The 24868-nt window shown below is 72.7% G+C and carries 21 protein-coding genes; 4 read left to right on the forward strand and 17 right to left on the reverse strand.

Annotated features, from left to right (window positions below; translation table 11 throughout):
• Nucleotides 1–121: 121 nt before the first annotated feature.
• Entirely contained in the window at nucleotides 122–1369 is a 1248-nt protein-coding gene (locus tag ACFOX0_RS15780; RefSeq protein WP_377546199.1) for a GNAT family N-acetyltransferase, read from the forward strand.
• Complete coding sequence (locus ACFOX0_RS15785; protein ID WP_377546202.1) at nucleotides 1366–2601, forward strand: GNAT family N-acetyltransferase; 1236 nt, start codon at nucleotides 1366–1368, stop codon at nucleotides 2599–2601. Before ACFOX0_RS15780 ends, ACFOX0_RS15785 begins: the two co-directional genes overlap by 4 nt.
• An 84-nt stretch (nucleotides 2602–2685) precedes the next feature.
• Here the strand turns inward: ACFOX0_RS15785 and hpf are convergent, their stop codons facing one another.
• The 17 genes from hpf to ACFOX0_RS15870 form a co-directional block, all read right to left on the reverse strand.
• Nucleotides 2686–3348, reverse strand: a complete 663-nt coding sequence (gene hpf, locus ACFOX0_RS15790) for a ribosome hibernation-promoting factor, HPF/YfiA family (protein ID WP_377546358.1) — start codon at nucleotides 3346–3348, stop codon at nucleotides 2686–2688.
• Between the two features lie 266 nt (nucleotides 3349–3614).
• On the reverse strand, nucleotides 3615–4319 hold the full coding sequence (locus tag ACFOX0_RS15795; RefSeq protein WP_377546204.1) for a ComF family protein: 705 nt from the start codon (nucleotides 4317–4319) through the stop codon (nucleotides 3615–3617).
• Between the two features lie 22 nt (nucleotides 4320–4341).
• Complete coding sequence (locus tag ACFOX0_RS15800; protein ID WP_377546206.1) at nucleotides 4342–6132, reverse strand: LpqB family beta-propeller domain-containing protein; 1791 nt, start codon at nucleotides 6130–6132, stop codon at nucleotides 4342–4344.
• Complete coding sequence (gene mtrB, locus ACFOX0_RS15805; protein WP_377546360.1) at nucleotides 6129–7820, reverse strand: MtrAB system histidine kinase MtrB; 1692 nt, start codon at nucleotides 7818–7820, stop codon at nucleotides 6129–6131. The genes ACFOX0_RS15800 and mtrB overlap by 4 nt, the downstream gene beginning before the upstream one ends.
• Nucleotides 7821–7895: 75 nt before the next feature.
• Complete coding sequence (gene mtrA / locus ACFOX0_RS15810; protein ID WP_377546208.1) at nucleotides 7896–8585, reverse strand: MtrAB system response regulator MtrA; 690 nt, start codon at nucleotides 8583–8585, stop codon at nucleotides 7896–7898.
• A gap of 178 nt (nucleotides 8586–8763) precedes the next feature.
• Nucleotides 8764–10065: an iron uptake transporter deferrochelatase/peroxidase subunit gene (gene efeB / locus ACFOX0_RS15815; protein ID WP_377546211.1), complete on the reverse strand. Its 1302-nt coding sequence runs from the start codon at nucleotides 10063–10065 to the stop codon at nucleotides 8764–8766.
• Nucleotides 10062–11192, reverse strand: coding sequence for an iron uptake system protein EfeO (gene efeO, locus ACFOX0_RS15820; RefSeq protein ID WP_377546213.1), 1131 nt, complete (start codon nucleotides 11190–11192; stop codon nucleotides 10062–10064). The genes efeB and efeO overlap by 4 nt, the downstream gene beginning before the upstream one ends.
• A gap of 17 nt (nucleotides 11193–11209) precedes the next feature.
• A complete protein-coding gene (efeU, locus tag ACFOX0_RS15825) occupies nucleotides 11210–12091 on the reverse strand; it encodes an iron uptake transporter permease EfeU (protein WP_377546215.1) in 882 nt (293 codons plus the stop codon).
• Between the two features lie 280 nt (nucleotides 12092–12371).
• Nucleotides 12372–13868, reverse strand: a complete 1497-nt coding sequence (ahcY, locus tag ACFOX0_RS15830; protein WP_377546217.1) for an adenosylhomocysteinase — start codon at nucleotides 13866–13868, stop codon at nucleotides 12372–12374.
• 371 nt (nucleotides 13869–14239) lie between these two features.
• Nucleotides 14240–15418 carry a mannose-6-phosphate isomerase, class I gene (gene manA / locus ACFOX0_RS15835; RefSeq protein ID WP_377546219.1) on the reverse strand — a complete coding sequence of 393 codons (1179 nt, stop codon included), beginning with the start codon at nucleotides 15416–15418 and terminating at the stop codon, nucleotides 14240–14242.
• 1 nt (nucleotide 15419) lies between these two features.
• Nucleotides 15420–16442 carry a cation diffusion facilitator family transporter gene (locus tag ACFOX0_RS15840; RefSeq protein WP_377546221.1) on the reverse strand — a complete coding sequence of 341 codons (1023 nt, stop codon included), beginning with the start codon at nucleotides 16440–16442 and terminating at the stop codon, nucleotides 15420–15422.
• Between the two features lie 34 nt (nucleotides 16443–16476).
• On the reverse strand, nucleotides 16477–17670 hold the full coding sequence (locus ACFOX0_RS15845) for an SIS domain-containing protein (RefSeq protein WP_377546363.1): 1194 nt from the start codon (nucleotides 17668–17670) through the stop codon (nucleotides 16477–16479).
• Nucleotides 17671–17715: 45 nt separating this feature from the next.
• Entirely contained in the window at nucleotides 17716–17913 is a 198-nt protein-coding gene (locus ACFOX0_RS15850) for a Trm112 family protein (protein WP_377546223.1), read from the reverse strand.
• A 112-nt stretch (nucleotides 17914–18025) separates the two neighbouring features.
• Nucleotides 18026–19441 carry a phosphomannomutase/phosphoglucomutase gene (locus ACFOX0_RS15855; RefSeq protein ID WP_377546225.1) on the reverse strand — a complete coding sequence of 472 codons (1416 nt, stop codon included), beginning with the start codon at nucleotides 19439–19441 and terminating at the stop codon, nucleotides 18026–18028.
• 81 nt (nucleotides 19442–19522) lie between these two features.
• A complete protein-coding gene (locus ACFOX0_RS15860) occupies nucleotides 19523–20407 on the reverse strand; it encodes a hypothetical protein (RefSeq protein WP_377546227.1) in 885 nt (294 codons plus the stop codon).
• 172 nt (nucleotides 20408–20579) lie between these two features.
• Nucleotides 20580–22019, reverse strand: coding sequence for an aldehyde dehydrogenase family protein (locus ACFOX0_RS15865; protein WP_377546229.1), 1440 nt, complete (start codon nucleotides 22017–22019; stop codon nucleotides 20580–20582).
• A gap of 116 nt (nucleotides 22020–22135) precedes the next feature.
• Entirely contained in the window at nucleotides 22136–23152 is a 1017-nt protein-coding gene (locus ACFOX0_RS15870) for an HAD family hydrolase (RefSeq protein ID WP_377546231.1), read from the reverse strand.
• Nucleotides 23153–23241: 89 nt separating this feature from the next.
• Between ACFOX0_RS15870 and ACFOX0_RS15875 the strand changes: the two genes are divergently transcribed.
• Together ACFOX0_RS15875 and ACFOX0_RS15880 are read left to right on the forward strand one after the other, a co-directional pair.
• Nucleotides 23242–24111, forward strand: a complete 870-nt coding sequence (locus ACFOX0_RS15875; RefSeq protein WP_377546233.1) for a hypothetical protein — start codon at nucleotides 23242–23244, stop codon at nucleotides 24109–24111.
• Nucleotides 24065–24784: a VOC family protein gene (locus ACFOX0_RS15880; RefSeq protein WP_377546235.1), complete on the forward strand. Its 720-nt coding sequence runs from the start codon at nucleotides 24065–24067 to the stop codon at nucleotides 24782–24784. The genes ACFOX0_RS15875 and ACFOX0_RS15880 overlap by 47 nt, the downstream gene beginning before the upstream one ends.
• Nucleotides 24785–24868 lie beyond the last annotated feature (84 nt).

Below are 24868 nucleotides of genomic sequence, written 5' to 3' on the forward strand. Positions count from 1 at the left end.
GGCACTTCCGTCAGCCGCGCCGCCTTCCCAAGCCGACAAAACACTCATTTCGCACCAATCATCGGGTCCGAGGGCCGATAAACGGTTACGCCCAGCGCGAAGCGTCCGGCACGATTGCCCGATGGAACCGGTAGAGATCATCCACGGCGATCTGCTGCTCCGGCCTTGGCGCAGCGGTGACGCGGACGCGGTGCACCGGGCCTGCCAGGACCCGGCCATCCAGCGCTGGACCAGCGTTCCCAGCCCGTACCTGCCGGAGCACGCCACCGGATTCGTCACCGGGATCGCCCCGGCGGCCTGGGCCGCCGGCACCGGCGCGCCGTTCGCGGTGTGCGACGCCGGGACCGGAGAGCTGCTCGGCTCCTGCGGGCTGGTGTCGATCGACCGCGCCCTCGACTCGGCCGAGGTGGGCTACTGGACCGCGCCCTGGGCGCGCGGGCGCGGGGTGGCCGTCCGGGCCACCCGGGCCGTCGCCCGCTGGGCGTTCGACCAGCTCGGGATGCGTCGGATCGTCTGGCAGGCCGAGGTGGGCAACCACGCCTCCCGGCTGGTCGCCCTGCGCGCCGGCTTCCGGATCGACGGGCGGTTGCGGCTGGCCCACCCGCACCCGATGGGTGGTCCGGACGGCTGGATCGGCTCCCTGCTCCCCGCCGACCTGCCCACGCCGCCCGACGCCCCGGCCACCCCGACCGAGCACCCGGTCGACGACGGCGGCCCGGCCAGCCCCACCGGCCGCCCGGCCACCCCGGCCGACGACGGCGCGGTCGTGCTCGATCCGCTGGAGGTCCGGCGGGCGGCCGTCTTCGGCCGCGACCAGCCGGTGCTGTTCGCCACGACCGTGGACGGCGAGATCCGGCTGCGCCGGCCCGAGGACCGGGACATCGACGACCTGGTGGTCGGCTGCCGGGATCCCGAGTCGATCCGCTGGACCAGCGTGCCCGACCCCTACCAGCGCGGCGACGCGGAGTTCTACGTCCGGGAACTCGCCGTCGACACCTGGGCCCGCGGCACCGGCGCGATCTTCGCCGTCGCCGACCCCGAGGACCGGTACGCCGGCACGCTCGACCTGCGCATCTCCCCCGTCGACCCGACCGTCGCGGACGTCGGGTTCCTGACCACACCGGCGTACCGGGGGCGGGGTTACCTGCCGGCCGCACTCGGCGCGCTGGCCGCCTGGGCGTTCACCAGCCTCGGCCTGGCCCGGATCGAGTGGCGGGCCAACGTCGGGAACCACGCCTCCCGGCGGGCCGCCGAGAAGGCCGGGTTCGTCTTCGAGGGCACCGCGCGGCATGCCGTCGCGCACCGCGGCAAGCGGGTGGACGCCTGGGTGGCCGCCCTGCTCCCCGACGACCTCGGCCGGCGCGGATGAGGCGGGAAACGGTCCCCGGCGACGGCGTGCTGCTGCGGCCGTACCGGGAGTCGGACGCGGCGGACCTGGCGTCGGCCTGCGCCGATCCGGTGACCCTCCGGTTCGTCACGGGTATGCCCGAGCCGTACACCCCGGCCGACGCCCACTGGTGGATCGGGACGGGGGCCCCGGCCGCCTGGGCCGGCGGCGGCGCCGCGTACGCGATCGTCGACCCGGCCACCGACCGGTTGCTCGGCGGCATGGGCCTCGGCCAGGTGGTGCCCGAGCGGGCGCAGGCCGAGATCGGCTACTGGGTGGCGCCGTGGGCGCGGGGTCGCGGCGTCGCCACCGCCGCGGTCCGGACGCTCACCGGGTACGCCTTCGACAGCGGTCTCGAACGACTCGAACTGCTCACCGACTGGGCGAACGAGGCCAGCCAGCGGGTCGCCCTCGCGGCCGGCTTCCAGCGCGAGGGCGTACGCCGGCGGGCCGCCCGGAGCCGCGACGGCGGCCGGGTCGACCTGGTCGCCTGGGTCCGGCTGGCCGACGATCCGCCCGGCCCGGCGCCCCGACTGCTGCCCGACCTGCCCAACCTGCCCAAGCCCGACCTGCCCGACCTGCCCAACCTGCCCACCGTCCCGGCCCGGCCGACCGAGACCACGGCAGGGGCCGGCCCGACCGAGACCAGCGCAGGGGCCGGCCCGACCGAGACCGGCCGGCGGCGCGGGTGGCTGACCGACGGCGTGATCGGGCTGCGCCGGCTCGGCCCGACCGACGTCGATTTCTTCCACGAGTTGCAGAACCAGCCGGATGTGATGGCGACCAACGTCCCGCCGGGGCCGGCCGACCGGGCGAAAATCGTGACGCGGTGCGACCGTGCGGCCGCCCGTTGGCTCGCCGGTGAGCAGGCCGACCTGGTCCTGGTGGACGTCGCCTCGGGCCGGCCGGCCGGTGCCGTCGCCCTGTACTACGAGCAGCCCGCGCTGCGCGAGGCCATGGTCGCCTACAGCCTGCTGCCGGCCTGGCGCGGCCGCGGCTACCCGACCCGGGCGGTACGCCTGCTCGCCGGGTGGGCGTTCCGCGAGGCGGGCATCGCCCGGCTGTTCGGCGGCACGCTGCCGACCAACGTCGCGTCGCAGCGGGTGCTGGAGAAGGCCGGTTTCCGCCGGGAGGGCGTGCTGCGCGGCCAGTTGCCCGGCCGGGCCGGCACCCGGGCCGACGACGTGGTGTTCGGCCTGCTCCCGACCGACTGAGCCGCCCGGACGGGCGGGGAAGAAACGGGGCGGTCCGCCGTCGTGCACGGCGGACCGCCCCGTCGACGCGTCACCGGGTCGAGGTCAGGCCTCGAGTGCGATGATCCCGTAGTCGTAGCCGCGGCGTCGGTAGATCACGCTCGGCCGGCCGGACTCCTTGTCCAGGAAGAGATAGAAGTCGTGGCCGACGAGTTCCATGTTGTGCAGCGCGTCGTCGACGGTCATCGGCTCGGCGGGGTGCACCTTCTCCCGGGCGATGTGCCAGGGCTGGTCGTCCTCGTCGTCGTAGCCATAGCCGTCCAGGGCGGGATCGGCGGTGTCGGGCCGGGCGACGGTCGCGGTGGCCGTGCCGGCGCCGGAACCGAACATCGGCGCGTCGTCGAGGCCGGCCACCGGCAGGTCGGCGGTGGCGGCGGCGACGGAGACCGGCGCGCGCCGGCCGCGGTGCACCCGCCGCCGGTCGGCGGCCCGGCGTAGTCGGCTGTCGAGCTTGCCGAAGGCGGCGTCGAGTGCGGCGTAGAAATCGCTCGCACACGCCTCGGCGCGGATCACCGGTCCGCGGGAGACGCAGGTGATCTCCACCCGTTGGCAATGGTCGGTCTGTCTCGGATTCCGTTCGTGAAACAGCTCCACGTCGACCCGAATGATCTTATGGTCGTATCGCTCAATCTTCGCGAGCTTGTCGGCGACGTGTACCCGGTAGTGATCCGGCACTTCGACGTTGCGGCCCTTGACCACGATATCCACGCGTGACCTCCAGACGTGCGGACGGTCGTGCAGTACAGATGTCCGGCCGACGAGACCCCCGGGCTCTCTCCTGACGGCGTCGACCGGTTGGCAATCGGCGATGCCTCCTTTCGGCAACCCGCCGGGGAACGAGGATGAACCTCCGTCGTACCCCAGGTGAAGATGACGCTAACCCCTGTGCGGGCCGTAGTCACCCCCACCGGCCGGACCGCTTCGAGAAGTTTTCCGGGGTCGGCACTTTCGGGTGAAATGGGCACCACCCAGCGTTACCCGCGACCCCTGCGGACCGTTCCGGCGAGCACCGCCGCGGCCTGCACAGGCACCCCGACCTGCGTTAACACGCCGGTAACAGCGGCCAGGGTGGCGCCGGTCGTGACGATGTCGTCGAGCACGATCACCGTTCGGCCGGCGCACACGGACGGTAACCGGCGGAGGGCTCTCCGGCGTACCCGGAAGGCTTGTGCGGCGGCCGCGGCCCGGCCCGCGCTGTCCAACGTCGCGGAGTCCGGCCGCGGCGCCGCCAGCAACGGGCGGACCACCCCGACCGGCCAGCCGGCGGCCCGCAGCCGCCGCGCCGCGTGCCGGGCCAGCCGGACCAGATGATCGCCGTGCCGGGCCCGGACCGCCGCCGCGGTCGCCGGGACCGGGACCAGCAGCACCGGTCGCGGCCCGCCGGCCGCCCGGGCCACCACCTCGGCCAGCAACCCACCCAGCGGTACGGCAAGCCCGTGCCGCCCGCGCTCCTTGTACGCCAGCAGGGCCTGCCGCAGCGCCCCGTCGTACGGCCCGAGGGCCACGCAGGGCGGCAGGCCGGCCGGCGCGGGCGTGGGGCGTACCGGCCTGGGCCGCAGCGCGGTCAGCGCGGCCGCACAGCCGGCGCAGACGCCCCGGCGCAGCGGCACCCGCTCGCCCCGGCAACCGGCGCACTCCGCCGGCAGGACGAGATCGGCCAGGTCGGCCCAGCGGCCCATCGGGTCAGCGGCCCATCGCCGGTCAGTACAGGAAGAACGGCGCGGTCAGGCTGCTGCCGGCGGCCGCGCCGGGCACCTCGTAGGGCTCGACCCGACGGAACTGGCCGAAACCCATCGAGGCCGCTCCGTTCGCCTCCGCCATCACCTGGTTGTTGGGGTAGCCGACGACCTGCGTCACCTTGCCTCCGGGCGGAGTGAGCGGGTTCTCCTCGGTGCCGTCCACCGCCACCGCGTAGACGGCCGTCTGCCCGTCGGCCCCCTGGCCCGCGACCACCAGCGAGTCCTCGCTCATCCAGTCGACCGCGGTGGCCTTGCGCAGCGAGATGGCCAACCGGCGGGGCGGTCCGACGGTGAGGGTGCCGCCGTCCGTGCTCAACGCGGCGACGTACAGCCCGCCGTCGGCGGCGGTGTAGGCGATCCGGCGGCCGTCGAACGAGACGCCCACCGCGGTCATGTCCGGCACGCCGGCCACCTTGGTCAGCACGGCGGTCGGGTCGAACCGCCGCAGTTTCCCGTCCGCCACCACCAGGCCGACCGGAGCCGCCGGATCGGTGCCCTTCAGCCACACCGGGCGCCCCATCGAGGCGAACGCCTCGGTGCTGGTCCTCGACATCGTCACCGGCACCAGGCCCACGCCGACCTGCAACCGACGCCGGCTGGTGCTGCCGTTGGTGGTGACCAGCGCGACCGCGAAGGTGCCCTGGTTACGGGTCGCCCCGGCGGCCACCACGTTGCGGTTCTGCTGGTTGTTGACCAGTTCGGGAGCGGGCTCGGCGCCGGTCATCGGCCGGACCGTGCCACCGTTGACCACGTACCGCTGGGGCGGGTCACCGGCCCGGTCGGCCGGCTTGACCTGCTGCCGGAAGTCGTCGGCGTCACCGGTGGTGGGCGTCTGGTTCCGGATCTTCAGCTCGATGTCGCCGTGGAAGTCCGGCAGCGACCAGGCCAGCTGCACGGCCAGCCGGTCGAGTTCCGCCGGGTCGTCCAGCGAACCGGCCGGCGCGGACAGCGGCACCTCCAACCGGTCCTCGGTCTGCGGCACGTTGCCGACCACCTTGGTGCCGTCCGGCAGCGGCCGGACCGTGCCGGTCAACCAGTCCGGCGGGCCGCCGGTCAGCCAGCCGAGCACCTCGGTCGCCCGCCGTTCCACCGGCACCACGTCGGCCAGGTAACGCCGGTCCGGGACGAGGACCGGCCGGTCCACGCCGCTCCACCAGTAGATCGTCTGGGAGCGGTAGTAGCGGCGCAGCGCGTCGGTGCTCATCAGGAGCGTGTCCGGCGGCCGGAACAGCCACAGGCCGCTGTCCTCCCGGCCGCCGGGCACGGCGGACGGCCGCTGGCCCACGGTGAAGGTGTACGACGACGGCGCGGCGGGCAGCGGCGGGGTGATGGAACCGTCCGCGTGCAGGACGCCGACCTGCTGCACCGGCAGGGTGACCCGGCTCCGGTTGGTCACCACGTCGGGCACCGCCACCGGCACGGTCTCGGCGATCCGGACGATGTTGATGGTGACCTCGTTGCCCTGCCGCACCCGCAGCAACTCCCGGTCCTCCGGGGCGATGAAACCGCGGGCCCGCTCGTAGGCGCCGCCGGTCTCCCCCGCCGCCTGCTTCAGGTAGTTCACCACGAACTGACCCGGGTCGACGGTGGACAACCGGGTCGGCAGCTCGGCGCCCGACGCGCCCGACCGGCCGGACAGCGGCGTCGCGACCGGGCCGTCGACCTGGACCTCGGTCCCGTCCGGGATGCCGCAGCCGGCGATCAGCGCCAGCAGCACCGTCCCGGCCGCCAACCCGGTGCGCCGGCGGTTCACCCGGTCACCTCCGCCGGGGTGGCGTCGCCGCGGGCCGTACCGGGACCGATCGCCAGCGCTCCGGCGGTGCTGCCCGGACCGATGGCCAGCGCGGCGCCGTCGCCGACCGACGGCAGACTCGCGTCGGCGGGCACCAGTCGCAGCGGTGACGAGGTCAGCCGGTCGCCCGCCCGGGCCGGCAGGGTGAGCCGGAACTGGGCGCCCTGGCCCGGGGCACCCCAGGCCTCCAGCCAGCCGCCGTGCAGCCGGGCGTCCTCCAGGCTGATCGACAGCCCGAGGCCGGTGCCGCCGGTCTGCCGGGCCCGGGACGGGTCGGCCCGCCAGAACCGGTTGAACACCAGCTTCTCCTCGCCCGGCTTCAACCCGATCCCCCGGTCCCGAACGGTGATCGCGACGGCCGAACTGTCCGCGCGCAGGACGACGTCGACCGGTCGGCGCTCGCCGTGCTCGACGGCGTTGCCGACCAAATTGCGCAGGATCCGCTCGACCCGGCGCGGGTCGACCTCGGCGATGACCGGGCCGTCCGGCAGGTCGGTCCGCAGTCGTACGCCGACCCGGTCGGCCAGCCCGGACAGCCGGTCCACCACCCGGTCGACCACCGGGACCAGGTCGGTCGGTTCCGCGTCCAGCATGGCGAACCCGGCGTCGAACCGGCTGATCTCCAGCAGGTCGGTGAGCAGGCTCTCGAACCGGTCCAGCTCGGCCTGCAGCAGCTCGGCGCTGCGGGCCACCGCCGGGTCGAACTCGTCGCGCTCGGCGAAGATCAGGTCCGCGGCCATCCGTACGGTGGTCAGCGGGGTGCGCAGCTCGTGCGACACGTCCGAGGTGAACCGGCGTTGCAGCCGGGACATCTCCTCCAGCCGGACGATCTGCCGTTGCAGGTTGCTGGCCATCTGGTTGAACGACGCGGCGAGCAACGCCAGGTCGTCCTCGCCGTTGACCGCCATCCGCTGGTCGAGCAGCCCGGCCGACAGCCGCTGCGCGGTGCGGGCGGCGACCCGGACCGGGGTGACCACCAGCCGGGTGACCAGCGCGGCGAGCAGCCCGAGCAGCAGGACCAGGGCGACGCCGGTGGCCAGCACCGTCGACCGGGCCTGGGCCGCCGTGTCGTCCTGCCGGGTCAGCGGTACGAAGTAGTAGAGCTCCACCTGGCCGAACTTGGTCGGCACCGGTGAGCCGTAGACCAGGTAGATCGTCCGGCCGCTGCCGAGGTCGCCGGTGCGGATCTGGGAGGCCATGTTGCCGGCGTCGACCGTCCGACGCAGCGCCGGGCTGATCATGGACAGGACGTCCGCCTTCGGCGCCGAGGTACGCGGCGCGATGGCCTCGTACCGGTCGGCGGTCAGCGCCACCACCACCCCGCCGATCTGCTTCGGGTCGCCGCCGGCCAGGTAGTCCACCGTGTTGCCGAGGGTGTCCTGCAGCTTCGGCTCGTACGGTTGGTTGTGCACGCTGGTCTGGTTCATGGCGTACACCCGGCCGTTCACCAGCCGGTCCCGGACGTCGGCGGTGGCGTTGTCCAGCAGGATGTTGGTGATCTTGTCGGCCACCAGGTAGGCGAAGCCGCCCACCAGCAGGCTCGACGCGACCAGGGTGATGGTGACCACTCGGACCTGCAGCGAACGCCGCCAGGTCTGGCGCGCCCCGGCCAGCAGCACCGTCGTACGCCCGGTGACGGCACGCCGCAGCCCGCGCCCGGCGGTACGGGCGCGGTCGACGAAGGTGGAGGTGGAGATCACGGGCGGAGCCACAGTGCAACCAGGCTATCCGGTGCCGGCCTTGTACCCCACTCCGCGCACCGTCAGGATGATCTCGGGTCGCTCCGGATCCGGCTCGATCTTGGCACGCAACCGCTGCACGTGCACGTTGACCAGCCGGGTGTCCGCGGCGTGCCGATAGCCCCAGACCTGCTCCAGCAGCACCTCCCGGGTGAACACCTGACGCGGCTTGCGGGCCAGGGCCACCAGCAGGTCGAACTCGAGCGGGGTCAGCTTGACCTCGTCGCCGTCCCGGCTGACCGTGTGGGCCGGCACGTCGATGCTGATCTGGTTGCCGGGCGGGCCGATGGTCAACATCTCCGGCGCCGCGTCCTCGCCCCGGCGCAACCGGGCCCGCATCCGGGCCACCAGCTCCTTGGGCTTGAACGGCTTGACCACGTAGTCGTCGGCGCCGGACTCCAGCCCGAGCACCACGTCAACGGTGTCGCTCTTGGCGGTGAGCATGACGATGGGGACGCCCGACTCGGACCGGATCGCCCGCGCCACGTCGATACCGCTCATCCCGGGCAACATCAGGTCGAGCAGCACGATATCGGGACGATTTTCCCGGAAGGCGGCCAACGCCCGTTCACCGTCCGCCACGAACGAGGGCAGGAAGCCCTCACTGCGTAGCACGATGCCGAGCATCTCGGCCAGCGCGGGGTCGTCGTCGACCACCAGTACCCGGGCTCTCATGGCACCAATATTTGCATCCCCGTTCCGATTCGTGGGACCCGCTCCACCCGCTTTCCGATCTCGTACCCGAAATCCCACCCCGAACGGGCGGTCGGAAGCGGCCCGACCCGCCCGCGGGAGCGTGCCGGGCCGGCCGGCCCGACCGGCGGGAGCGGCCCGGGGCCGGTCGGTGCGACGGTCAGCCGAAGAGGCCGCGGCCCCAGTAGTCGGTCGCGTCCCGGACCCCGGGCGGGCAGGCGAACAGCCCGCTGGAGACGTGTCGCAGGTACTCGTTCATCAGGTCCTGGCGGGCCAGCCGGGTCTGGATCGGCACGAACTGCCGACGCGGGTCCCGCTGGTAGGCCATGAAGAACAGGCCCGCGTCCAGCCGGCCCAGGCCGTCCGACCCGTCCACGAAGTTGTAGCCCCGGCGCAGCAACCGGGCGCCGTTGTTGAAGTCCGGGTGGGCCAGCCGTACGTGCGCGGCCCGGTCGATGGCCGGTTGCCCGTCCGGACCCGGCGCGGCGAAGTCGATCTCGTCGAACTCGGCCTTCCCGCCCAGCGGCGCACCGCTGCCCTTGGTCCGGCCGACGATCGTCTCCTGCTCGGCCAGCGAGGTCCGGTCCCAGGTCTCGATCAGCATCCGGATCTTGCGGGTGACCAGGTAGGAACCGCCCGCCATCCAGTCCGCCCCGTCGCCCGGCTGCGCCCACAGGTGCTCGCGGAGCAGGTCCGTCTCCTCGGCCTTCAGGTTGGCGGTGCCGTCCTTGAAGCCGAACAGGTTGCGCGGGGTGGCCTGGTCGCGCGAGGTGGACGAGGTACGCCCGAAGCCGAGCTGCGACCAGCGCACGCTCACCACGCCCATGCCGATCCGGGCCAGGTTGCGGATCGCGTGCACCGCCACCTGCGGGTCGTTGGCGCACGCCTGGACGCACAGGTCGCCGCCGGAGATCTCCGGCCGCAGCGCGTCCCCGGCGAAGTGCGGCAGGTCGGCCAGCGCCGCCGGACGCCGCGCGGCGATGCCGAACCGGTCCCGCCCGGACGCGTCCCGGAACAGCGTCGCGCCGAAGCCCACCGTCAGGGTCAGCCCGGACGCGGGCAGGCCGAGCGCCTCGCCGGTGTCGTCCGGGGGCGCCTCCGGCGTACCGCCGACCGCGCCGTAGATGCCGGCGTCCTTGCCGGCGGTCATCCGGGCCGCCGCCGCGGTCCACTCGCGCAGCATGTCGACCAGCCGGGCCCGGTCCGTGGTGATCACGTCGAAGGCCACGAAGTGCAGCCGGTCCTGGGCCGCGGTGGTGATCCCGGCCTGGTGCTCGCCGTAGAACGGCACGGCGCCGGAGGCGGTGTCGGCGGGGGCCGCCGCGTGGTCGACCGCGCCGCGGACCAGGGCGCCGGCCCCGGCCGCGACGCCGGCCACCCCGGCCACGCCGACGCCCGCGAGGGTCATCGCCCGGCGCCGGGAGACCCGCCCCGCCCCATCGTCCGTCGTGCCGCCGGTCATCGGGCGACGACCGCCGCGACCTTGCTGACCGGCTCGGCCAGTGCGTTCACCGCGTCCGAGAGTTCCTTGAGTTCGGCCTTGGACAGCTCGGTGTGCAGCTTCCAGCCGTCGCCGGCGCGATGCTTGCCGAGGGTGGCCTCCACCGCCGCGAACTCCTTGTCCAGCGTGCCGACCAGCTCCGGCGACCGCTGCTCCAGGGCCGGCCGCAGCGCCGCGATCGCCGCCTTGGCGCCCTCCACGTTGGCGCTGAAGTCCCACAGGTCGGTGTGCGAGTACCGCTCCTCCTCGCCGGTGATCTTGCCGCTGGCGACCTCGTCGAGCAGTTCCTTGGCGCCGCCGGCAAGCTTCAGCGGGGAGAGCTTCTCCGCGTTGGCCTTGGCCACCACCTCGTTGACGTCGGCCATCAGCCGGTCCGCGATCGGACCGTCCTTGCTGATGTCGCCGGTGGTCCAGAGGTCCTTCTCGATCCGGTGGAAGCCGGTGAACTCCATGCCCTCGGTGACGACGTCCTCCCGGCCGTCGATCTTCGGGTCCAGGTCGCCGAAGATCTCAGCCACCGGCTCGATCCGCTCCCAGTAGGTGCGGGCCACCGGGTAGAGGGCCTTGGCCTTCGCCACGTCGCCGGCCTTGACCGCCGCGACGAACTCGCCGGTCTTCTGCACCAGGGCGTCGGTCTGGCTGCGCACGTACCGCTGGTAGTTCTCGGTCGCCGCGGCCAGCGCGGCGTCCGCGGCGAGCGGCACGGCCGAGCCGCTGACCCGCAGCGCCGCCCGGATGCCCTTGCCGCTCATCCCCGGCTTGCAGGCCGTCTCGTACGTCCCGGCCGGCAACTCGACCTTCAGCTCCCGACTCAGGCCGGGGGCGACGTTCTCCACCTCGCCCATCACCCGGTCACCGGAGGCGTAGATGTAGAACTCGGTGACCTTGGCGCCGGAGTTGGTCACCGTGAAGGTGTGCGCCCCGGCCGGCAGGTCGGTCCGGCCGACGTCGCAACTGGTGTCGGTCGCCTTGACGGCGATCGGGCCGGTGCCACCGGCGGTCTTGTCGCCGGACCCGCCGCAGCCGGCCAGGCCGGCGACGGCGGTGGCGCCGGCGGCGCCGAGGGCGAGCATCCTGCTGGTACGCATCGATCGGTCTCCTGCGGTCAGGCGTTCTGCGGCGCGGCGGCCGGGTCTGCGGGGGTGGCACGGTCCGGCGCGGACGTGGCCGGCTTGGCCGGGCCGCGGCGGGTGGGCTTGAGGAACAGGACGAGCACCGGGATGCCGTAGGCGAACCAGGCGATCACCTCCAGCACGGAGGGCGCCGGGGTGATGTTGAACATGCCGGACAGCAGGGTGGCGTACCAGGTGCCGGGCTCCAGCACGTTCGAGATGTCGAAGGCGAGCGAGTTCAGGCCGGGCAGCACGCCCGCCTCCTGGAAGTCGTGCACGCCGTACTTGAAGATGCCGGCGGCGACCAGGATCAGCAGCGCGCCGGTCCAGGTGAAGAAGGTGGAGAGGTTGATCCGCACCGCGCTGGCGTAGAGCAGCCAGCCGAGCACGGCCGAGGTGAGCAGGCCACCGATCAGGGCGTACAGCGGGCCGTTCTGGCCACCGACGGTCTGCGCCGCGGAGAAGAAGATCAGGGCCGTCTCCAGGCCCTCCCGGATCACCGCGAGGAAGGCCATCAACAGCACCGCGAGCGAACCGAGGGCCAGCGCGTCGGTCAGCTTGCCGCGCAGTTCACCGGCGATGGACCGGGCCGCCCGGCGCATCCAGAAGATCATCCAGGTGACGAAGCAGACGGCCAGCACCGAGGTGATCGCGTCGAACAGTTCCCGCTCCGCCGAGGAGTCGAGCACCGTGGTGCTGGTGTAGGTGAGCAGCCAACCGAACAGCACGCTGAGCAGCACGGCCGAGCCGACCCCGAGCCACACCTGGGGTAGCCGGTCGCGGCGCTGGGACTTCACCAGGAAGGCGACCAGGATGCTGATCACCAGTGCCGCCTCCAGGCCCTCGCGCAGGCCGATCAGGTAGGTGGCGAACATGGGGACCTCCGGCGGACAGGTAAGGCATTCCTAAGTAAGGGCAGCCTACCTTCTCGCACCGGTTCGGCGGTGTCAAATCCCCCCGGCAGCCGTGACCGGTGCCCCACCGCCGGTCGCACCCCGCAGACGCCGGACGGGCCGGCCAGGTCACCCCGGCCGGCCCGTCCAGTGAACCTTTTTCAACCTGAACCGCGCGGCGCGCAAGCACCGCCTTCGACCTCGGCCGACGACGGCCCGCAAGGGGAGGTTGAAAAAGGTTCAGTCGTACGGGTCGGAGCGCTCAGTACCGGTAGTGGTCCGGCTTGAACGGCCCCTCGACCGGGATGCCCAGGTAGGCGGCCTGCTCCTTGGTCAGCTCGGTCAGCTTGGCGCCGAGCGCGTCCAAGTGCAGACGGGCCACCTTCTCGTCCAAGTGCTTGGGCAGCACGTGCACGCCGATCGGGTACTCGTCCGACTTGGTGAACAGCTCGATCTGCGCGATGGTCTGGTTGGCGAACGAGTTCGACATCACGAAGCTCGGGTGCCCGGTGGCGTTGCCCAGGTTCAGCAGCCGGCCCTCGGAAAGCACGATGATCGCCCGGCCGTTGTCGAACTGCCAGAGGTCGACCTGCGGCTTGATGTTGATCCGCTGGACGTCCGAGCGCTTGGCCAGGCCGGCCATGTCGATCTCGTTGTCGAAGTGGCCGATGTTGCCCACGATGGCCTGGTGCTTCATCCGGGCCATGTGCTCGGCGGTGATCACGTTGAAGTTGCCGGTCGCCGTGACGAAGATGTCGGCGGTCTCCACCACGTCCTCGAGCGTGGCGACCTGGTAGCCGTCCATCGCGGCCTGCAGCGCGCAGATCGGGTCGATCTCGGTGATGACCACCCGGGCGCCCTGGCCGCGCAGCGACTCCGCGCAGCCCTTGCCGACGTCGCCGTAGCCGAACACGACCGCGACCTTGCCGCCGATCAGCACGTCGGTGGCCCGGTTGATGCCGTCGATCAGCGAGTGCCGGCAGCCGTACTTGTTGTCGAACTTGCTCTTGGTCACCGAGTCGTTGACGTTGATGGCCGGGAAGAGCAGGGTGCCGTCCCGGTGCATCTCGTAGAGCCGGTGCACGCCGGTGGTGGTCTCCTCGGTGACGCCCCTGATGCCGGCGGCGATCCGGGTCCACTTCTGCGGGTTCTCGGCCAGCGTCCGGTGCAGCACACCCAGGATGACCGCGTACTCCTCGGAGTCGGCGCTCTCGATCGGCGGCACCTCGCCGACGCCCTCGAACTGGGCGCCCCGGTGCACCAGCAGCGTCGCGTCGCCGCCGTCGTCCAGGATCATGTTGGGGCCCTCACCGGGCCAGGTCAGCGCCTGCTCGGTGCACCACCAGTACTCCTCGAGCGTCTCGCCCTTCCAGGCGTAGACCGGGATGCCGGCCGGCGCGTCCGGCGTACCGTCCGGGCCGACCACGACGGCCGCGGCGGCGTGGTCCTGGGTGGAGAAGATGTTGCACGACGCCCAGCGGACCTCGGCACCGAGCGCCGCCAGGGTCTCGATCAGCACGGCGGTCTGGATGGTCATGTGCAGCGACCCGGTGATCCGGGCTCCGCGCAGCGGCTGTGCGTCGGCGAACTCGCGGCGGATCGCCATCAGGCCGGGCATCTCGTGCTCGGCCAGCCGGATCTCCTTGCGCCCGAACTCGGCGAGCGACAGATCCGCCACCTTGTAGTCGCCCTCGGCAAGAGTGCCGGGCCGGGCCTCGGTCGACGCACCGGTCGAGCGCGTCGGGAGGGTGCTGGTCATGAAAGCTCCTGTCGTACGGACGGGACGGGTCTGCTCTGCTGCGCGACCCTCCACCTTACGCGGACAGGATGACCGCCGGGGGAACGTGGTGTGGCGGCATGCCCGGCCCGGGTGGCGTACGGCACGCGCCGAACCGGGCGGGGTACGGCATGGGTGGACGTAGCGCGCGGGACGGCAGGCCACGGGCGGAGTAACCGCCCGTCAACCCAGCCGCCCCGCGCATCCCCCCGGTTTGGTCTCGCCGCGGCGCCCCGGATGGCGACTCCAATAACACCGCGTATCCATCACGTTACTCAGCGCACACGGCATGTCAAGCGGATCCGGAATTTCCGACTCCGTGGAGCGAGCAGCCCCGCCCGTCCGGCTCCCTGTCAGCCCTCGTCGGTGCCCACCGAGGCGACGTACGCCTCGCCGGTGCCGGAGAGCAGGAGCGGGCCGGCGCCGGCCGGGCCGACGGCCGCCTCGCCGCGGCCCAGGACGACCGCGCCGCGCTCGTCCCGTGCCTCGATCCGGCCGGACCAGCAGAGCACCACCCGCGGACCGGGCAGGTCCAGGCGCACCGGCCCGTCGTCGGTGGGCCGGACCCCGTGCAGGGCGAAGTCCCCGATCGGCACCGGCCAGGTGACCACTCCCGGGGCCACCGGCACCGCGCCGAACACCGGGTCGTCGAGCACCTCGAAACGCAGCACCCGGATCAGCTCGGCGACGTCGACGCGCTTGGGGGTCAGCCCGCCACGCAGCACGTTGTCGCTGGCCGCCAGGATCTCCACGCCGACGCCGTGCAGGTAGGCGTGCAGGTTGCCGGCCGGCATCCAGATCGCCTCACCGGGCGCCAGGATGACGTGGTTGAGCAGCAGCGCGACCAGCACGCCGGGATCCTCGGGATACCGCTCGGCCAGCCGCCGGAGCAGTCCGGCCGACGCGTCGAAGTCGGCCGGCACGTCGGCCGCGCGTACCGCGTCCAGCAGCTTGCCCCGCTCGGAGTAGGGCCAGGCCAGCAGCGTCCGTACCGCGTCGGGAAGCCCGGCCGGGCCGGTCCGCAACGCGGCCACGACCTGGTCCAGCGCGGCGACGCCGAACGCCGCCAGCACCTCGGCCGAGCGGGCCGGGTCCCGGAACCCGCAGAGCGCCTCGAACGGCGACGCCGCGACCAGCATCTCCGGCTTGTGGTACGGATCGACGTAGTTGCGCGGCCCGTCGCCCCCGGCCGCCTCCTCGGCGGCGAAGCCCGCCCGGGCCTGTTCGGCGTCCGGGTGGGCCTGCAGCGACAGCGGCGCCTCCGGCGCCAGCACCTTCAGCAGGAACGGCAACCGGTCGCCGTACCGGGCGGTCACCTCCGGGCCGAGCCAGTCGGCCGGTTCGGCGGCGACCAGGTCGGCCAGGCTGGCCGGCCCGTCGGGGCGGTCGACCAGGCCCGGCGCGCCCGGGTGGGCGCCCAGCCACAGCTCGGCCTCGGGCCCGGCGCTGGGCACCGGCCGACCCTGCAACGTGGCGATCGCGGTACGCGATCCCCAGGCGTAGTCCCGGATCCGGCCGCGCAGCGGTTCCACGTCAGCGCTCCGGCGACCCGGCGGCGGTCGGCTGTCCCGCCGACCCGGGCCCGGTGCCGTCGGCGGGCGGCGGCGCCGACGTACCGGTCTTCGGGCCCTGCGCGGCCGTTCGAGCGCTGTAGATGTCCGGCTCCAAATAGATCACCCGGGCGATCGGTACGGCCTCCCGGATCCGGCTCTCGACCGCGTCGATGGCCCGGGCCACGTCCTCGGCCCGCTCGTTCGGCGAGACCGCGATCTTCGCCGCCACCAGCAGCTCCTCCGGACCGAGGTGCAGGGTCCGCATGTGGATCACACTCTGCACGTCGTCCCCCGAGAGGATCGCCTGCTCGATCCTGGCCAGGTCGGTCAGGCTGGCCGCCTCGCCGAGCAGCAGGCTCTTCGTCTCGACGGCCAGGATGATCGCGATGGTCACCAGCAGCAGCCCGATCATCGCGGTGCCGGCCGCGTCCCACATGCCGTTGCCGGTGACCAGCGTCATCCCGACGCCGACCAGGGCGAAGAGCAGACCGACCAGGGCGCCGAAGTCCTCCAGCAGCACCACCGGCAGCTCCGGGGCCTTGGCCCGGCGGATGAAGTCCTTCCAGGAGGTGTTGCCGCGGATCTGGTTCGACTCGTGGATCGCGGTCCGGAACGAGAAGCCCTCCAGCCCGACCGCGACCAGCAGCACCGCCACCGGCACCCACTTCCACGCGGTGATCGGCTCCGGGTGCTGGAACTTGTGGTACGCCTCGTACAGGGCGAACAGTCCGCCGAGGCTGAACAGCACGATCGACACGATGAACGCGTAGACGTAGCGCTCCCGGCCGTAGCCGAACGGGTGCTTCGGGGTGGCGCCCCTCTTGGCCCGCCGGCCACCGAGCAGCAGCAGCGCCTGGTTGCCGGTGTCGGCCACCGAGTGGAACGACTCGGCCAGCATCGACGAGGACCCGGTCAGGATGAACGCGAGGAGCTTGGTGACGGCGATGCCCAGGTTGGCCAGCAGCGCCGCGACGATGGCCTTGGTGCCACCCCCCGCACTCACGACGGCACCCCGACGGCCAACTGCTTACAACTGTTCACTGGTTGGCCAGCTCCTTCATCTCGGTGACGGCGGGAACCGCCATCGGGTCGAGGCCGTGTGCCAGGGCGAGGTAGATCGAGCTGAAGTCGGGTACCGCGACCAGCGAGGCGAGCCGTTCCAGGGCGGAGCCGCCCTCGGCGGTCACCACGTCACACCGCACGCCGCGCCGCTCGGCCAGGGTCTGCACCGCGTCCGCCCGGCGTTCCTCGACCGCGAGCGGCTCGTCGGTGTCGTCGTCGGCGTTCAGGCCGCCGTCGCGCAGCAGCACCACCCGCAGCCGGGTCTGCCCGTCGGCACCGTCGTCCGGGTCGGCGAAAATGTCCCGGGTGGCCTCGCCGAGCCCGCCGAACACGCCGTCGAGCAGGCCGACCCGGCCCCGCCCGGCCTCGCCGAGCGCACCGGCGACCACCGGGTAGCGGGCGTTGGCCGACAGCGTGTCGCCGAACCGGCGGGCGGCGACGGTGGCCAGCGGCGACGAACCCCAGACGATCGGGATCGAGCCGGCCAGGCCCAGGGCCAGCGACTTCGCCGGATTGACGAACGACTCGGCGGTCGGCCGGCAGCGGTCGGCGTCGGCGTCCAGCCGGGCCGCCGTCTCGGCCAGGTCGGCCTCGTTGACCTTCACCATGCCCAGCGCCCGGCCGACCAGCAGCACCGGCACGGTCAGCGCCCACAGGCTGGCCCGGGCCGGTGCCCGCCGGGGCACCGGCACGAACGGTGCCCGGGCGCCCTCGGCGATCGACTGCAACCGGGAGTCCGGCGCGCCCACCGCGACCAGCCGGGCGCCGCGCCGGGCCGCCGCCTCGGCCGCGGCGAGCGCCTCCGGGCTGCGCCCGGACGCGCTGATCGCGATCACCACGTCGGCCGCGCCGACCCAGCCGGGAACCCCCGCGCTGCGGTGCGGGATCACCGGCACCGGGCAGCGCGGCCCGGCGACCGTGGCCAGCACGTCCCCGGTACGACCGGCCGTGCCGATCCCGGCGATGACCACCGCCCGCGGCCGTCCCTCGTCGCCGAGTACGGCGAGGTTGGCCTCCGCGGCCAGGCTCGCCGACTCGCGTACCTGGGCGCCGGCGGAGGCGGTGAACCGGAGCATGCCGCCCGGATCGCCCTCGGCCAGTGCCTCGACGTCGTCGAGCGTCGCCTCGTCCACCACGCGTCGGCCACTCAGTCCGCTGGTGCCGTCCATCTCAGGGCCGCCCATGTCAGGCTCGTCCTCCAGCCACGTTTCCGATCACTGACCGTTCCCCGCCGATCCGCCGGGACCACCGGTGGCCTCGTCCAGCAACAGCACCGGTACGTCGTCCCGGACCTGGAAGACCCGGGCGCACTCGGTGCAGGTCAGCGTCTGGGCCGCGGGATCGTAGTCGAGCGGGGCGTGGTGCGTGTCCGGGCAGGCGAGGATCTCCAGCAACTGCGGGTCGAGGGCCACGATCCGGGCTCCTTCCACTCTTTTTCGGGCGGACGGTCGGCAGTGTCCCCCGGCGCTGAGGATCCTAATCGCGTCGGCGCCGACCGGCTGCCGAAGGATCACCCAGGCGAGCTCAGGCGCGGACCCGGCCGAGCACCTCGTCACGCAGCGCGGTCATCCGCTCGGCGGTGGGCGCCTCCACGTTCAGCCGCAGCAGCGGCTCGGTGTTGGAGGCCCGCAGGTTGATCCAGGCGCCGTCGGGAAAGCGCAGGGTCAGCCCGTCCAGCTCGTCCGCCTCGGCGTCCGGGTACGCCCGGCGCACCTCGGACATCTTCGCGGCCTGGTCCGGCACCGTTGAGTTGATCTCACCGGAGGCGACGTACCGCTCGTACTTCTCGGCCAGCTCGGACAGCGGGCGGTCCTGCTCGCCGAGCGCGGCCAGCAGGTGCATCGCGGCCAGCATGCCGGTGTCGGCGAACCAGAAGTCGCGGAAGTAGTAATGCGCGGAGTGCTCACCGCCGAACACCGCGTCGGTGCGGGCCATCTCGGCCTTGATGAACGAGTGCCCGACCCGGCTGCGCACCGGCCGCCCGCCGTGCTCGGCGACGATCTCCGGTACGGCGCGCGAGGTGATCAGGTTGTGGATCACCGTCGATCCGGGGTGCTTGGCCAGCTCGCGGACCGCGACCAGGGCGGTGATCGCCGACGGGGAGACCGGCTCACCCCGCTCGTCGACGGCGAAGCAGCGGTCGGCGTCCCCGTCGAAGGCCAGGCCCAGGTCGGCGCCGTGCTCCCGGACGGCCCGCTGCAGGTCGACCAGGTTCGCCGGGTCCAGCGGGTTGGCCTCGTGGTTCGGGAACGAGCCGTCGAGTTCGAAGTAGAGCGGCACGATCGTCAGCGGCAGGGCCGGCAGCACGGCGTCGCCGAGCACCGCCGGCACGGTGTAGCCGCCCATGCCGTTGCCGGCGTCGACCACCACCTTCAGCGGCCGGATGCCGGACAGGTCGACCAGCCCGCGCAGGTGCGCCGCGTAGTCGGCCAACAGGTCCCGCCGCCGCGAGTCGCCCCGGGGCCGGTCGGCGGGACGGTCCGTACCGCCGTCGAGGATGGCCTGGGCCCGGTCCCGGATCTCGGCGAGGCCGGAGTCCTGGCCGATCGGCCGGGCACCAACCCGGCACATCTTGATGCCGTTGTACTTCGCCGGGTTGTGGCTGGCGGTGAACATCGCGCCGGGCAGGCCGAGCACGCCCGAGGCGTAGTAGAGCATGTCGGTCGAGCCGAGACCGGCCTCGATCACCGACAGTCCCTCGGACCGGGCCCCGGCGCCGAAGGCGGCGGCCAGGCCGGGCGAGGAGTCCCGCATGTCGTGCGCGACGACCACCGTCTCCACCCGGTCCGCGGCGCGATCGGCCGACGCGTCGCCGGTCGGGGACTCGCGCAGCAACTGCGCGAACGCGGCGCCCAGCGCCTCGGCCGCCCGCTCGTCCCACTGGTCCGGGACGATGCCACGCACGTCGTACGCCTTGACGATCTGGGACAGGTCAGACAACGGTCTTGCTCCTCGGCATGGGCGACGATGGACGGGCCTGAGCCTAGTCGAGCCGGCCCGGCCTCCGGCGCCACGCCGTGATCAGGGCTGGTTCGGCAGGCGGGGCATCACGACGGTCGCGTCGGCAGCCGCGGGCCGGGGCGGGAACGGCCCGGTGCCCGGGAACCGGGGCGGATACTGCGCCGGCACCACCGGCGGGACCGGCTGGTACCCGTCGTCGGCCGCCGGCTCCCGGTCGCGGCGGTTGCGCCGCAGCAGCACCACCAGCAGCGCGGCCCCGATGCCGACCATGCCGAGGCCCACCACCATCACCATGCCGCCGAGCCCGAAACCACCGCCGGAGTTCGACTTCTGCACCGGCGCGGCCACCGCCGGCGCGCTGCTGGCCGCGATGCCCTGCTCGTCGGAGACGGCGCTCGGGCTCGGCGCGGCGGACGGCGTGGCCGACGGGGTCGACGACGACGCCTTGCGGCCGGCCACCCGGGCGGTGTCGGTCTTACGACCGAGCACGTTGCCGTCGGCGGCGGAGACCTGGGCCACCACCGTCGCGGTGCCCGAGGTCACCCCGCTCAGGAAGGTCACCCGGTAGCGGACCGCCACGTTCCGCTTCTCGCACAGCATCGGCCGCTCCGGCTGCGTCGGCGACGTGGCCACCGTGCCGACCCCGACGCCGGACAGGCCCACCGGCTGCCAGTCCCGGCCGACCATGGCTTCGACCCGTATCTGGTCGGCCTCCAGGCCGCGCAGCTCGATCGCCAGCGCGGTGCGCGCGACCACGCACTCCTTGCCCTTCCGGCTCGCCGTGACGACGACCTGTCCGGACGACCCGGCGGTGAAGCTGTCGGGCACCCGCAGCCCCACCTTGGCCTCGTCGGCGGCCAGAGCCGGGCTCGACCCGACCGCGACCAGACCGGCGAACAGCAGGAACACCGTCGCGAACCGGGTCACACCGCGTCGTACCGCCATCATTCACCTCGCCGTCATGTTGTCCGTCCGGGTGGATCCGGCGGACAGGCTACCCCGCCCCGTCGTCAACACCGGCATCAAGCTGCACAGACAGTGTGCGACAGAACCCCACGAACCCCCCGAACAACGCGCCGAAGCACCCCACCCGGCCGCCCTTGGCGGCGGGTGACGGTCACAGGTCGATGCCGGTGAGGACCAGGACGCGGGGCTCGGTGTAGTCGTCCATCGCGCTGCGGACGCCCTCCCGGCCGACGCCGCTGCCCTTCACCCCGCCGTACGGCATCTGGTCGGCCCGGTACGACGGCACGTCTCCGATGATCACCCCGCCCACGGCGAGGGCGCGGTGGGCGGCGAACGCGGTCCGCAGGTCGTGCGTGAACACGCCGGCCTGCAGCCCGTACCCGGAGTCGTTGACGGCGGCGAAGGCGGCGTCGGTGCCGGCCACCGGGGCGACCGTCAGCACCGGCCCGAACACCTCGTCGGTGTTCACCCGGGCGTCCCGGGGCACGCCGGTGAGCACCGTCGGCGGGTACGTCGTACCCGTTCGCCGGCCGCCGGTCGCGATCTCCGCGCCGGCCGCGACCGCCTCGTCCACCCACTGCTCCACCCGGCTCGCGGCGGCCTCGTCGATCAGCGGCCCGACGTCGGTGTCCGGGTCGGCCGGGTCGCCGCTGCGCAGCGCCCGCACGGCCGCCACCAGCCGGGGCAGGAACCCGTCGTAGAGCCACTCGTGCACGTAGACCCGCTGCACGGCGATGCAGCTCTGCCCGGCCTGGTAGTTGGCGAAGGTGGCGATCCGTCCGGCGGCCCGGGTGAGGTCCTCGTCGGACGACCAGTCCTCGCAGATCACCACCGCCGCGTTGCCGCCGAGTTCGAGGGTGACGTGCTTGTCCGGCACCGCCCGGCGGATCGCCGTACCGACCGGGCCGGAACCGGTGAACGAGACCACCGGCAGCCGGGGGTCGGCGACCAGGTCGGCGGCCCGGTCGTTCGGCAGCGGCAGCACCGAGAAGCAGCCGGCCGGCAGGTCGGTCTCGGCCAGCAGCTCACCGAGCAGCAGCGCGGTCAGCGGGGTGGCCGGCGCCGGCTTGACCACGATCGGGGCGCCGACCGCCAGCGCCGGCGCGACCTTGTGGGCGACCAGGTTGAGCGGAAAATTGAACGGCGTGATGCCCAGCACCGGGCCGCGCGGCACCCGGCGGACCAGGGCGAGCCGGCCGGTGGCCGCCGGGTCGGTGTCCAGCCGCTGCACCTCCCCGCTGAACCGCCGGGCCTCCTCGGCCGCCCACCGGAACGTCGACACCGCCCGGGTCACCTCGACCCGGGCCCATTTGACCGGTTTCCCGCTCTCGGCGGTGATCAGTTCGGCGACCTCGTCGGCGCGCTCGGCGAGCCGCCCCGAGACGTGATCGAGGGCGGCGGCCCGGACGTGCGCCGGCAGCGCCGCCACCTCGGCGGCCACCGCCGCGGCCCCGGCCACCGCCGCCTCCACCTGATCGGCGGCGGCCACGCTGGTCCGCCCCACGACCCGACCGTCGTACGGATGCCGGACGGTCGTCTCGCCCTCGCCGTGGACCGCCCGGCCGGCCACGAAGAACGGTACGGATTCCACCCGTCGAGCCTAACGGCCTCGCCCCGACGCCCTACGAGCCTCAAGCCCGCCCGCCGCACGTGGCTGCCTGTGATCGTTAACGTCTCAGCCGTTCGACACGCCGATCGAACGACGGCTCAGACGTTAACGATCACTGCGTCCTCGACTGCCGGGGAGTTCCCGACCATGTGCAGGACCGTTTTCAGGCCGTGAACCGGGCCTTCGGTCCGAGGCAGGATCAGCGTCCGAATCCCCAGGGAGACTCCGCCGACGTCGTCCCTGGGGCTGTCGCCGACCATCAGGGTCTGGCTGCCCGGAACGTCGAGCAGTTCCAGCGCGCGGGCGAAGATCGCCGGGTCGGGCTTCACCAGACCCACCTCGAAGGACAGCATTACGCCATCGAGGAGACCACTCAGGCCAACTCGGTCCAGGAGCGGACGAATGTCCAGCCCGATGTTGGACAGCAGCACGATTCTGATGCCGCGTGACCTGAGTTCCCGGAGGACGGGGAGGGTGTCGACGAAGGGCGTCCACTGATCCGGCATGACCGCGTACAGTGCGGCGATCAGGTCGGGTTTGATGCCGGGATACAGCGCCACCGTCCTGCTGAAGACGTCCCGATGACGCTCGTGGCTGAGGTCGCGCTCGCTGCTGGGGTCGATCGTGTGGGCGTGCTGCCAGATCTGGTCGAGATGCTCACGCAGGCCCGTGATCTGGTCGGCGCTCAGCTCCGGCTCCGCGTTTCCGTCCTCGGCCAGGCGCCGGAGAGCGGCCTCGATCCAACGACGGGCGTCGCCGCCATCAACCAGCGTGCCGTGGAAGTCGAAGATGACTCCGTTGATCGCTTCGGGCGCTGTGTCGGTGAGCATGCCGCAGCCTATCCGCCGCCACCCTCGGCCCCGCAGCAGAATGGCCGCCGACCGGATCAGTCGCGACCCACGGCACCGGGCGGCGTCGGCGAGCTGCTCGCCCACCACGCCGCTGCGCCGGACGAGCCGACGGAGCGTCCGTGGCGGCGACTGTCCAGGAACCGGCAGCACGGTTGTCCCGACCGCCGGGGGCGGTGAAACTCGCGCGGTGCTCACCTCCCGGCCACCCGCCGACGACGCCTCGGACCTGGACTGGCTGCTGTTCGAGCAGTCGAACGTGCTCACCACCAGCCAGGCGACCGGTGCGCTCAGCCCGGGGACGCTAAGCGGGCTGATCCATTCCGGGCGCTGGCGATCCATCTGCCGGGGGCGTCGTGCTGGCCGGCAACGGTCGCCTCACCCTCGACCAGCAACTGTGGGTGGCGGTCCTGGTCACCGGGCCGGACTCGGTGCTGGCCGGGGCAACCGCGGCCGCCGAGGGCGGGGTACGCGGCCTCCGGCGCCAGGCGATACACGTCCTGGTCCCGGCCCACCGCCGCCCGGCGCGGAACGTCCTGCGCACGCTGCCCATCGACATGCCGGGGGTCATCCTGCACCGGACCTCGATACTGCCCGAGGAACACGTGCAACTGGCCCGGCCGATGCGTACCACAATGGCTCGTGCGGTAGTGGACGCCGCGGCCTGGGCGCGGGGCGCGGACCAGGCCCGGGTCGTCCTCGCGTCGGCGTGTCAGCAACGCCGGGTCACTCCGGCTGAACTCGGTGCGGTGCTGGAACGGCTGCCGAACGTGCCCCGGCGGGCGCTCATCCGGCAGACCATCGACGACATCTCCGGCGGAGCGGAAGCCCTGTCGGAGATCAACTTCGTCCGACTCTGCCGGCGGTACCGGCTTCCCGTGCCGGACCTGCAGGAGCGTCGGGTCGACGCGGCGGGACGGAACCGCTACCTGGACGCCTACTGGCGCGAATACCGGCTGCATGTCGAGGTCGACGGGGCGCACCACATGGACGTAAAACAAGTCTTGGACAGTTTGCGTTCCAACCGAACAGAACTTGTCCAAGACTCATTGGCTTTCCCCGCCAATGGCGGGGGCTCGGCGGCGCCGCGTCCGGGGTCATCAGCCGATCGGATGACCGAAGGCGATGATCGGCTATTTCCATGTGCGACGGACATCCTCCGACGCCTAGGAAGGACGCATGAGCAACGAACGGACCGTTCCCCTGCTGCCGTGCGCATCCATTGACGACATCCAAACCTTCTACGAGGTTCTCGGTTTCCACACCACGTACAAGCAACGCAAGCCCAACCCGTGCGTGGGGGTGCGGCGGGAAGACCTGCATCTGCAGTTCTTCGAGATCCCCGGATTTGATCCGGAGCAGTCCTATGGCTCCTGTCTCGTACTCACCTCGGACATCGAGGGACTGCACCGGGCATTCGCCGCCGGCATGCGCGCCGCGTACGGCAAGGTACTGGTGTCCGGAACGCCGCGGATGACCCGGCCCAGGGCGCGGAAGAACGCCGACGGGTTGGGCGGGTTCAGCGTCATCGACCCGGGCGGCAACTGGATCCGCGTCTTCCGGGACGCCGTCACCGCGCCGATGCCGGCCGCCACGCCTGCCGGGCGGCTGGCCAAGGCCCTGGCGAATGCTGTCGTGCAGGCCGATTCCAGGGGAAGCGTCGGACAGGCCGTTCGGATCCTGGACAGCGCGTTGGCCCGCCCGCAGTCCGACGATGACCCGGTCGAGCAGGTGGAGGTCCTGGTCTACCGCGCCGAACTCGCGATGGTGCTGCACGATCCAGCGACCACGGCCGAGATGCTGGCCCGCGCCCGGTCCGTCACGCTCACGGAACACGAATCCGAAAGGGCGGCAGCCACGTTCGACAACGCCGCCGAACTCGCAGCAGCACTGCGGTGACCCAGGGTTACGGACGATCGAGGCACGTGCGGCCACGGACCGGCAGTGGCTCGACGCGTGGCCGACTGGGCGGACGGTCAGCGG

The sequence above is a fragment of the Micromonospora zhanjiangensis genome (assembly GCF_042650605.1).
Classification (GTDB): domain Bacteria; phylum Actinomycetota; class Actinomycetes; order Mycobacteriales; family Micromonosporaceae; genus Micromonospora_J; species Micromonospora_J zhanjiangensis.